8 protein-coding genes are annotated in these 11,475 nt (G+C 47.4%); 7 read left to right on the top strand and 1 reads right to left on the bottom strand.

Translation table 11 applies throughout. The annotated features are described in order from the left end of the window. Window positions 1-46 precede the first annotated feature (46 nt). Window positions 47-1,489 (bottom strand): efflux RND transporter periplasmic adaptor subunit, encoded by a 1,443-nt coding sequence (locus ACQ4M5_RS20930; RefSeq protein WP_430677619.1) that lies wholly within the window; start codon window positions 1,487-1,489, stop codon window positions 47-49. Between the two features lie 220 nt (window positions 1,490-1,709). On the opposite strand from ACQ4M5_RS20930, the gene ACQ4M5_RS20925 reads away from it, so the two are divergent. From ACQ4M5_RS20925 to ACQ4M5_RS20895, 7 genes are all read left to right on the top strand, one after another. After that, entirely contained in the window at window positions 1,710-3,356 is a 1,647-nt protein-coding gene (locus ACQ4M5_RS20925; protein WP_430677618.1) for an alpha-amylase family glycosyl hydrolase, read from the top strand. Window positions 3,357-3,469: 113 nt separating this feature from the next. Further along, a complete protein-coding gene (gene rpsO / locus ACQ4M5_RS20920) occupies window positions 3,470-3,739 on the top strand; it encodes a 30S ribosomal protein S15 (protein ID WP_190377056.1) in 270 nt (89 codons plus the stop codon). Window positions 3,740-3,743: 4 nt separating this feature from the next. Then, window positions 3,744-4,277, top strand: a complete 534-nt coding sequence (locus tag ACQ4M5_RS20915; RefSeq protein ID WP_430677617.1) for a PAM68 family protein — start codon at window positions 3,744-3,746, stop codon at window positions 4,275-4,277. 117 nt (window positions 4,278-4,394) lie between these two features. Beyond that, window positions 4,395-5,444 carry a 3-deoxy-7-phosphoheptulonate synthase gene (gene aroF, locus ACQ4M5_RS20910; RefSeq protein ID WP_430677616.1) on the top strand — a complete coding sequence of 350 codons (1,050 nt, stop codon included), beginning with the start codon at window positions 4,395-4,397 and terminating at the stop codon, window positions 5,442-5,444. Window positions 5,445-5,817: 373 nt separating this feature from the next. After that, window positions 5,818-7,002 (top strand): aspartate aminotransferase, encoded by a 1,185-nt coding sequence (locus ACQ4M5_RS20905; protein WP_430677615.1) that lies wholly within the window; start codon window positions 5,818-5,820, stop codon window positions 7,000-7,002. An 84-nt stretch (window positions 7,003-7,086) separates the two neighbouring features. Continuing rightward, complete coding sequence (locus ACQ4M5_RS20900) at window positions 7,087-8,715, top strand: alpha/beta hydrolase (protein ID WP_430677614.1); 1,629 nt, start codon at window positions 7,087-7,089, stop codon at window positions 8,713-8,715. Between the two features lie 115 nt (window positions 8,716-8,830). Next, complete coding sequence (locus ACQ4M5_RS20895; RefSeq protein WP_430677613.1) at window positions 8,831-11,368, top strand: CHAT domain-containing protein; 2,538 nt, start codon at window positions 8,831-8,833, stop codon at window positions 11,366-11,368. The last annotated feature ends 107 nt before the right edge of the window (window positions 11,369-11,475 follow it).

Raw genomic sequence — 11,475 nt, 5'->3', positions numbered from 1 at the left:
GATGAAAAAAGTTGAAATGGAAAAGATCATAAATCAGCGCCTTGAATTAGGGTGAAGGCTTGATCTGTGCAGCATCCGCGATCGGGGCACAGTTTTGCAGTTGAAGAATGCCAGAAGTCACAATGCGATCGCTCTGTGTGATTCCTTCTAAAATCTCTTGCTCGTTTCCAATAATCTTTCCAAGCTGAACAGGCTTTTGAGCCGCAACCAGTTGATCGGGGCTAATTTCGGCAGGTCTACCCCCTCCCGGAGAAGCCGCAGGTGCTTCGCATCCCGATGCTTGAAATGGAGCCGCCACAAACAGAAAATCTCGTCCGCCTAATCTTGAAATTGCAGTGGTCGGAACTAAGACCCCCGGACGATTTGACCAAACCACTCTTGCCCGAACAAACTGAGAAGTTCTCAGCCCGCCTGCATTCGCAAATCTCGCTTTCACCTGCACCGATTGAGTCGTCGGATCAACATTCGGCGCAATAAACGAAATCTGTCCATTCTGTACAGGCTGATTTTGATCATTCAACAATCTCACAGGTAATCCCGTTCTGAGTGCTGATGCTCGTTCTAATGGAACTTGGATCTGGATCTCTAACTGATCATTCTGAGTCAGCGTTAAGAGATTCGTTGGATTTGCATTGCTAACGGTATCGCCCACTTTGACCGGAATATCGCCAACAATGCCTGAAAATGGAGCCGTGACTGTAAAATCATCTAACTGCGCTGCTCCTTCAGCCGTATTTGCTTGAGCTTGTTCTACTGCCCGTTGATTTCGAGCGACGGTTGTTTCTGCTCGTTGAATCGCCGCCCGTTGAGCCGCCAGATCCGCATTTGCTTCTCTCAGAGCCGCTTGAGCCGTCTGGAGCGCATTCAATCGCTGATCGACAATCTGCTGACTGGTTGCGCCTTCTTTCTGAAGTTTGACAAAGCGATTGTATTCTTGTTGTGCCAATCGGACATTCGATTCTGCGGTTGCCCGTCGAGCATCCAGCGATCGTAAAGTTTCATTCGCACTATCGACATCTGCACGAGCGGTTTCTACTTCCGCTTGAGCCGTTTGAGTCGCGGATTGCCGGCTTGCCACTTGAGCGCGTTGTTGGGCTGAATCGATTTGGATTAACGGCTGACCAGCTTCGACGCGCTGCCCTGGTCGCACGAGGATCGAGGCAATTTGTCCAGAAACCTTCGGCTGCAAGGTGACAGACTGACGAGAATCTAAAGTTGCCGCATAGTCGGAACTATCTTCGATCGTTGCCGCTTTTGGATTGGCAAGCGGAACTGGAGTCGCTTGCGGCTTCATCTGACTCACGATAATCAGAGGCAGAATAATCCGATTGAATAAAATCCAGCCCAAGCCACCTAAAACAGCAAGTCCGACCAAGGCAGGAACGAGGAATCGTTGCCAACGAGGCGGAGGATTTTTTTGACTAGGAGGGGCTTCAATTCCGGTCGGAGTTTGAAGATCAATGTTGCGGTTGGTATCTTCGCCGTTCATTAGGTTAGCCGATAAGGTCTACGATCGAGGCGTTAAAGACAGACGATAAAAAGCAAACAGGTCTCTTATATTACGATGGGTGCGAACTATTCGATCTCTATCTTTTGGCAGGCAAATCTATCTGAGGGTAGTTAGCAAGGGTTTGAGAATCTTTCAAGTGTCAGATGCGTGAATCGGCGACCTCGATCGATACTGCTCAAACAATACAGTTTTACCATTTATGAGTAGCGCGATCGAATTTAATGTTTTTGCTCCCCGAAATCAAGAAATTCATCTCATTGTAGATGGGAAAGAAACACCTATGCAAAAAGGTGAGGATGGGTTCTTTCGGGTACAGGTTGATCTAGAAGATGGACAGTATCAATACAAGCTGCGCGTTAAATCGAACAGTCCAACCTTAAAAGATCAATGGGTAGAGACAAACGATCCGTATATGACTGAGATGGATCGCAAAACAGAAAATGGAATTGCTCGGATTAAAGACGGAAAACGTATTTTAGATACCTATACCTGGCGAAATGACGATCGAGCACTTCCCGAAAATTGCGATCTGATTCTCTATGAAATGCACATCGCAGATTTTTGCGGCAAGGGAACAAATATCTCTGATCCAACCAAGTTTAAGCAAGTTTTAGAGAAGCTGGATTATTTAAACGAACTGGGAATCAATGCGATCGCGCTCATGCCTGTCACTGAGTACGATGGCGATTACCGTTGGGGCTATATGCCGCTGCACTTTTTCGCCTTAGAAAGCAGCTATGGTAAGCCCGAAGATTTCAAACATTTAATCGATGAATGTCACGCCCGTGGAATTCGTGTATTTCTAGATTGTATTTTCAATCACACAAACGAAGAAAGTCCGTTGTTGAAGATCGATCGAGATTATTGGTACTACCACGATCGACACTATCCAGAAGACGATGCCAACTATTGGGGACCAGAACTGAGCTACGAAAATATTGATCGCGATCGCAACATTCGCCCAACCTGGAACTTTGTTCGTGATGTCGTGCAGTTTTGGATTCGCGAGTATCACATTGATGGAATTCGCTATGATGCGGTTCGTCAAATTGCTAACTATGAATTTTTCGGCTGGCTATTCGAGCAAATCGAAGTAACGAACAAACCTTTCTATCAAATTGCTGAACATATTCCTGATAGCAGCGAAGTTTGCAAGCCAAAAGGCGTATTCGATGCTTGCTGGCACGAAAGCTTCCGATACTTTCTCAAAGATGCACTCACAGGCGAATCACTGAACTTAGAGGAACTGAAAAAAGCGATCGATGCTCGACAACAAGGCTATGAAACCGGAACAGCAACGATTAACTATCTAGCAACACACGATCGACAACACATGATCGTTGAACTAGGCGATGTTGGAATCTTCGATCAGCCTGCTTTCGATCGCGTTAAATTCGGTGCAATTCTTCAACTCACGGCTCCCGGTGTTCCAATGCTTTGGATGGGCGATGAATTCGGACAAGCTACCCATAAAACTGAGACGACGACTCAACCGAATCCGCTCGATTGGTCGTTGCTGAATCAGAATCGCGATTTGTTCGAGTTTTATCAAAAAGCGATCGCGCTTCGACACGAAAAATCCTCACTCCGAACAGACAATATCGATTTCTTCTTCGAGAATGCAGACGATAAGATTCTGGCGTATGTGCGCTGGAATGACGCTGGAGAAAGAGTTGTCGTGATCGCGAATTTCTCGGATCAGGATTATCAAGGGTACGCGATCGCGAACTTTCCGACCGAGGGCGATTGGCGAGACTGGGAAACGGGAAATGCGATCGATGTCAAAGAGGGGAATTTATCGATCGATCTTCCAATGTTCAGCGCCAAAGTTCTTCTCAGCGAATAAAGTCCCCTCGCACCCCACTCCCCACTCCCCACCCAAAATTCCCCTCCCCCGCCCCGAATTGCTGTGATAATATTAAAAACTGCCGTATTCATCGCAATTCAGGAAAACTCTCAATGGCACTGGTACAAGAGCGCAAACAGGAAATCATTTCGCAATATCAAGTCCACGAAACCGACACCGGATCAGCCGATGTCCAAGTGGCAATGCTCACCGAGCGCATCAACAAACTCAGCCTCCACCTGAGAAGCAACAAAAAAGACCACGCTTCTCGCACCGGACTGCTCAAGATGATCGGTCAGCGCAAACGTTTACTCGCCTACATCCAAAAAGGCGATGCAGATCGTTACCGCGCCCTGATTACTCGCCTCGGTATCCGGGGTTAAACCAATGCCTGACAACGCCCCTGATCCCAACTCAGAGCGGCTCCCCTTCGAGCCAGGACGCAAAAAAGCGAAATCTCCCGCAAAACCCGCGCCCGAACCCGTCAAAACACCTGCAAAAGAAGCCAAGCCCGCACTCATCGAGAAGCGCCCCAAACAGTCTGCAAAAAAACCGACAGCGCAACCCCCTCGATCGCGTGAATCTCTCGCTGTTCCCGATGTGGTCAGCAAGCGGATGGCGCGACGCATGGCATTCTTTTGTGGGGTTCCAACGACCTTGGGCATCGCTACATTTGTGGTGAGCTATTTCCTCGTCACGAAGGGCATTTACAAGCTGCCGAATGTCGCAGTCGTGCTTGTGAGTATGCTCTTTTTTGGATTAGGGGTTGTTGGCTTATCTTATGGATTGCTCTCAGCCTCGTGGGACGAAGATCGCGTCGGTGGATTAGTCGGAGCCGAAGAATTCTCTACAAATCTGGGACGATTGGTTTCTGCCTGGAAAGAAGCCCGTCAACAGAAACAAACCAAAGGCGAAAATTAAGCTATCGATCGAGTACGGTACGATTAACTCAAAGACAAAACTGATCCGGGCAGCAAAATGCTCGATCGGCAATCCAGATCAACACATTCGCTAGGGATTTTTAACATGATTGTGGTTATGAAAGTCGGCTCCCCGGAAGCCGAGATTGCCCGCCTCACCGAAGAGTTCACAAGTTGGAGTCTCAGCCCTGAGAAAATTGTCGGAAAGCACAAAGTCGTGATCGGTTTAGTGGGTGAAACCGCTGCGATGGACCCGCTGCAAATCCAAGAAACCAGCCCTTGGATCGAGCAAGTTCTGAGAGTTGAGCAACCCTTCAAACGCGCCAGCCGCGAGTATCGTCACGGGGAAGCCAGTGAAGTTGCAATCCCAACTCCGAATGGTGTCGTTTACATCGGAGAACATCACCCGATCGTCACGGTAGCAGGTCCTTGCTCAGTCGAAAACGAGGAAATGATCATCGAAACGGCTCGTCGTGTAAAAGCGGCTGGAGCACAATTTCTCAGAGGTGGCGCATTCAAGCCCCGAACTTCTCCCTACGCATTCCAAGGACACGGAGAAAGCGCCCTCGGATTGTTGGCGGCGGCTCGTGAAGCAACCGGACTGGGGATCATTACCGAATTGATGGATGCCGCAGATTTGGAACCCTTAGCAGAAGTGGCTGACGTGATCCAGATCGGAGCGCGGAACATGCAAAACTTCTCGCTGCTTAAGAAAGTGGGAGCACAAGATAAGCCGATTCTACTCAAACGCGGAATGGCAGCGACGATCGAAGATTGGCTGATGGCAGCAGAGTATATCCTCGCAGCCGGAAACCCGAACGTGATTCTCTGTGAGCGCGGCATTCGGACATTCGATCGACAATATGCCCGTAACACGCTCGACCTCTCAGCGATCCCCGTTCTCAGAACGTTGACTCACTTGCCGATCATGATCGACCCAAGCCACGGAACTGGACGCGCTGAGTACGTTCCTGCGATGGCAATGGCATCGATCGCAGCAGGAACCGATTCGCTGATGATTGAAGTTCACCCGAATCCGAAGAAAGCGCTTTCCGATGGACCGCAATCGCTGACTCCAGATGCGTTTGATGAGTTGATGAAACAATTAGCGATCGTCGGTAATCCGCTCGGTCGTTGGACAGAACAGCGTCAGCCTGTAACAGTTTAGATATCACTTTGAAGAGTTAGAATCCAGGTCATTTTCTAGTCCCAAAAGTTGTGGGTTCTAGATGATGCCTGGATTTTGTGCTTGCAATTGCGACGATTTGAACGACCCCTGCACCAGATTTTGAGATTGACTGAACGAACTGGAATGCTTCGATCGCTGTATTGAGTCGCGCCCCACTGCCTACAGCACTTAAATCACCAATTGTGGCAAGCCTGAAAGAATCTGAGAATTCGCTGTACATAGGCTTCTTCAGTACGGTAAGAATAGCGGGGCACTCGAATCGCATCGCGCCCATTTGCCAGCCTATACCGGAGGCGCTAGATCTGCGGTAAAATAGCCAACTCAGTCGTCAATCATCGTCCGTTTCAATCTCATGAACTTGCCCTGGATTTCTCCTGCCGATCGCTTAACGAAACTGCCTCAGTATGTGTTTGCGCGTCTTGATGAGCTAAAAGCCAACGCCAGAGCGCAAGGCGTAGATTTGATCGATTTAGGTATGGGAAATCCAGACGGGGCGACCCCTGCCCCGATTGTAGAATCAGCGATGTCTGCGATTCAGGACTCTAAGAATCATGGTTATCCGCCGTTTGAAGGCACAGCAAGTTTTCGCAAAGCAATTACCGATTGGTATCGTCGGCGCTACGGAGTTGATTTGAATCCTGACGGAGAAGCATTGCCGCTCTTGGGATCAAAAGAGGGGTTGACTCATTTGGCTTTGGCATATCTCGATCCGGGTGATGTTGTTCTCGTGCCAAGTCCCTCGTATCCGCCACACTTTCGAGGTCCCTTAATTGCGGGTGCGACACTCTATCCGATGCTGTTGAAGGCTGAGCAGGATTGGTTAATTGATTTAGCTGCGATTCCTGATGAAGTGGCGCAGCGGGCAAAAATTCTTTATTTCAACTATCCGAGTAATCCAACGACTGCAACGGCTCCACGCGAATTTTTTGAGGAAATTGTGGCGTTTGCGCGTCGGTATGAGATTTTGCTGGTACACGATCAGGCTTATGCGGAATTGGCGTTTGATGGATATCAGCCTACCAGTTTGTTAGAAATTCCGGGCGCGAAAGAAATTGGTGTCGAGTTTCATACTTTGTCCAAAACCTACAATATGGCGGGCTGGCGAGTTGGATTCGTCGTCGGAAATCAGCACGTCATTCAAGGGTTACGGACGCTGAAAACGAATTTGGACTATGGAATTTTCTCAGCAATTCAAACAGCGGCAGAAACGGCATTAAATTTGCCCGATCGATATTTAGTCGAAGTTCAAGAACGCTACCGAACTCGTCGCGATTTCCTCATTAATGGACTCGCCGCCCTCGGCTGGTCAATTCCCAAACCGAATGCGACGATGTATCTTTGGATTCCTTGCCCGCCTGGGATGGGTTCGACCGATTTCGCGCTGTCGGTCTTGCAGAAAACGGGCGTAGTCGTCACTCCGGGAAATGCGTTTGGGGCAGGTGGCGAAGGATATGTACGAATTAGCTTGATTGCAGACTGCGATCGCTTAGGAGAAGCACTAAATCGACTGAAGCAAGCAGGGATTCGGTACGCTTAAAACAAATCAAAAATCGGACGCAAATGCGCGATCGCGGGATATCATGATTCGGCAAATTGATACCCGTACCGCGAGGATGCCCCCATGAGCCGTCATCTACTTACGATCGAACCATTTGAAATGAATGGATTTCGTTTTCCAGGATATATGGTGAGTAGTACGGCTCCAATTAACGTGGAAGACAAAGAGGAAAATATCGATCGCGATCCGAATGAAGTCATCAAAGAAATCGCGAATTACTTCGTCGAAAATAATAGCGATGCTGAGATTTTAATTGCGATTCACGGTTACAACTCAGATGAATCTGGATCGCGATGGTGGTATGAAGAAACCCGTAGATATATCAATCAAAATTTTGCTGATCAAGTTGCTCCAAAATTTATGGTGATTGGCTATCGATGGCCCTCTGAAAAAGTTTTGCCTGATGAACCTGGTAAGAAGATACAGAACGGTTTGAGGTTTTTTCGGGGCACGATGCGATCATTCAGAGCACTTCCGAAACCGTTAGCGATCGCAGGAATTTTTGGTCTGTCTCTTTGGGTAATCGGCAGCATTTTCAACATGCTAATTGCATTGCTTAAAGTCGTGAGTGATGTTGCGATTCTGGTAGCATCTTCCTTTGTACTCACCATTTCATTATTTGTGCTTGTGATCATTCTGACGGTTTTTATTCTAAGAATCTCTGGATATTTTCGAGATACTTATCGAGCCGCAAATTATGGTGTTGCAGACCTAGTTGAATTCATCCGACAGCTAGATCATCAAATCATTCAACAAACTCCAGAAGGCGGGCAAACCCGAATTCGACTGAATTTCATTGGTCACAGTATGGGCGCGTATGTTGTCACGAATACAGTACGAATTTTGTCTGATGTCTTCGATCGAGACTCGATCGGAAATCTCGAAATCAGCAATCAAAAGAAGTGTCCTTCACCGAATATTGGTAATGTCTTTCGATTGAGCCGATTAGTATTAGTTGCACCAGACATTTCTGCTGAAGCCATTATTTCCGGTCGTGGTAATCCCTTAAGATCTTCACTGCGCCGTTTTGATGAAGCGTATCTATTCAGTAACGAAGGTGACATGGTACTGAAAATTGCTTCAACTGCGGCAAATTATTTCAGTTTTCCTGCCAGCACACGCGACGGAGGTTATCGCTTAGGAAATGTAATTGTAAGAAATCCTGGAAAGTTTGGAATCGAGAAAAATGGCATTGTCAATCTAAATCACGATGGAAAACTGTTGCCATTAAAAGGAACGGATTTTCTCGATTGTCTATTTATTCGAGAAGGAGTTCCACTCTCTAAACGCCAAGAAGAAATTGGACTAGAAGGCGATCGCTTTATTGCCGAGCTATTTACCTATTTCGATTGCACAAACTATAAGGAAAACGGTAAAGGAGTCGTTAGCCAAGCGCTTGGAAAACCCTTCCTCAGCTACAAAGATTATGTTGCTTTAATTCTCTCTGGGGCAGATGGACATGGAGGATTTCTCTATCACAGAGATGCCAATTTTAGTCGTCGCTTAATTTATGGATTGAGTTGTCTTGGATTTGAGAGATTTTTAACAACAATTGACCCAAACCAAGACCAACAAACATTACTTAAGCTGTTTTCTGAACAGTGTGAAGCAAAAGGAATTCAAGTTCTACTGGCGAATGAGCGATACGACTGTAATGTTTTGCATGAATCATGCGATCGACAAGGCTATTAACCTGTTGCGAATTCGCTCAAAATGAGGTATGAGTAGCCCGACTGACTTGGGGGAACACTAAATGTGTTGATTCGGTGAAGCATTGTTGCAAACCACTGACCCCAGGTAACAGTCTATGATTTTTCGATCGAAGCACCGTCGATGGTTCTGCTTTTGTCTCGGCGTTCTCAGTTTGTCTCTATCGATAACGACCGCTACACCTGCAAAAGCCACCTTTCCAGCCGCTCCTGCTCCAATTGTGTCTCAATCGCTGTCTCACCTCGATCAAGGGCGCAAGCTCTTTCAATCCGGGCGATTTGGGGACGCGATCGCAGCTTGGCAAACCGCTGCACAAGACTACCAAATGAAAGGCGATCGCTTAAATGAAGCCCTCAGTTTGAGCTATCTTTCTTTGGCACAACAGGAACTAAGCCAGTGGGATGAAGCGACGAAATCGATCGAACAAAGTATCGCTCTGCTCAAAGCTGCAAAACCAGGAGCCGATGCGGTTCTCTGGGCGCAAGTGTTGAACACTCAAGCAAGTTTGTTGCTGCACACCGGAAAGGCAGAAGCGGCTCTCGAAAGCTGGACGCAGGCGCAAACTTACTATGAAAAAGCAAAGGATACGACTGGAAGCCTGGGGACACAAATCAATCAGGCGCAAGCATTACAGAGTTTGGGATATTATCGTCGTGCTAAACAACAGTTAAACGATATCAATCAACAACTCGCAAAACTCCCCAACTCGGATATCAAAGTCAGCGGACTCAGAACCCTTGGAATCACGCTGCAAATGATTGGCGATTCGACTCAGAGCCGAGAAGTACTAGAACAAAGTTTAGCGATCGCCAAAGATCTCAAGCTAAACTCTGAAGTCAGCGCAATCTTAGCAGGACTTGGAAAAACCGCGATCGACTTAGATGATCCAGAAGCAGCATTGAGCTATTTTGAACAATCGGAACAAGCAGCACTCACCCCGATCGAACAACTACAGGCAAGACTCGATCGATTCAGATTGCTTGTAGACTACGATTTGTTTGATAAAGCCGCTCCAATAGCTCCTCAATTGTTAGCGCAACTCAAGCAACTTCCTCCCAGTCGGACTTCGATGTATGCTGCAATCAACTTTTCTGCATCTTTGAACTCGCTTGAAGATCAAGAGCAAATGGTTCCACTGAGCGAAGTTTCAAAGCTATTAGAAAAGACCGTCCAAGCTGCAAAAGCTGTTCAAGATCCACGTGCAGAAGCTTACGCGCTGAATCAATGGGGCAAGCTTTACGGACGAACTGCACAATGGAAAGAAGCAGAAATTGTCACTAAACAATCACTAGAAATTGCGCGTCAGTATCAAGCCGATGACATCATTGCTCAATCCGCTTGGCAGATGGGACGACTGTACCTCGAACAAGGACAACCCCAAAAAGCGATCGCGCCCTACACCGAAGCAGTGAAGTCGCTCAAAGCAATCCGAGGCGATTTAGCTGCGATCAATCCCGATGTGCAATTCTCGTTCCGTGAAAGTGTGGAACCTGTGTATCGCGAACTTGTAGCACTGTTGCTAGAAGGTCAACCCGGACAAGCAGAACTGCTTCAAGCCCGCGAATTGATTGAATCGCTGCAAGTTGCAGAACTCGATAACTTCTTCCGTGAAGCTTGCTTGGATAAGACACAGCAAATCGACCAGGTTGATCCAACTGCAACTGTTGTTTATCCCATCATTTTGCCCGATCGATTAGCAGTGATTCTGTCTACGGCTGGTCAACCTTTGCAATACCACGTCACGAAAAAATCTCAAGCTGAGGTGGAAGAAACGCTTAACGAATTGCTGAGTTCGTTGAATCCTGTCTCAGATTTTCGCGATCGCGATCGTGCATCTCAGCAAGTTTATGACTGGTTGATTCGTCCCGCAGAATCGTCGCTCAAAAACACCAAAACCTTAGTGTTTGTCCTAGATGGAAAGCTTCGGAATATTCCGATGTCTGCGCTCTACGATGGCAAGCAATATCTGATCGAGAAGTATGCGGTGACGCTCTCTCCTGGACTTCAGTTGATGACAGCACGATCGCTACAGCAAACCCAAGTCGGGGCGCTAGTGGGTGGAATTAGTGAATCTCGATCGGGCTTTGCTGCTTTGCCTGCGGTGGAATCGGAAGTCAAGCAAATCATCAGAACGGTTCCAGGCTCGAAACTATTAAATGCTGAATTTACTGGCGATGCGTTATCCGATCGCTTAAAAAACAGTCAGGCAAATGTCGTTCACCTTGCAACTCATGGACAATTTAGTTCTCGCTTAGAAGACACGTTCTTGCTCACTTGGGATGGCAAAGTCAACATCAAAGAACTATCTGAACTGCTGCAAAGTCGAGATTCTTCTAAAGCGATCGACCTTTTAGTTCTCAGTGCTTGTGATACTGCAAGTGGCGACGATCGAGCCGTTCTGGGACTGGCAGGGTTAGCCGTGAAATCAGGAGCACGATCGACGCTTGCAACCTTGTGGCCCGTAAAAGATAAAGCCGCTGCCTTGATCATGACTCAGTTCTATAAGGAACTGCGAAAACCAGGACAGAACAAAGCCGAAGCCCTTCGCCAAGCTCAACTCAAACTAATCCGTGAAACCGACTTCCGTGACCCATTCTTCTGGTCTGGATTCGTCATGGTCGGAAACTGGCAATAAAAATCTAGTGATTTCACGGGTTTGGCTTTTTGAAAGTTACGCAAAGTTCCCACTGGCTACGGCTTGATTTCTTCTTACGATCGCAGAACAGTGTTCTCTTTGATTCG

Source organism: Leptolyngbya sp. AN10 (genome assembly GCF_050565645.1).
Classification (GTDB): domain Bacteria; phylum Cyanobacteriota; class Cyanobacteriia; order Leptolyngbyales; family Leptolyngbyaceae; genus Leptolyngbya.
This window is presented reverse-complemented; position numbering and strand designations above follow the sequence as displayed.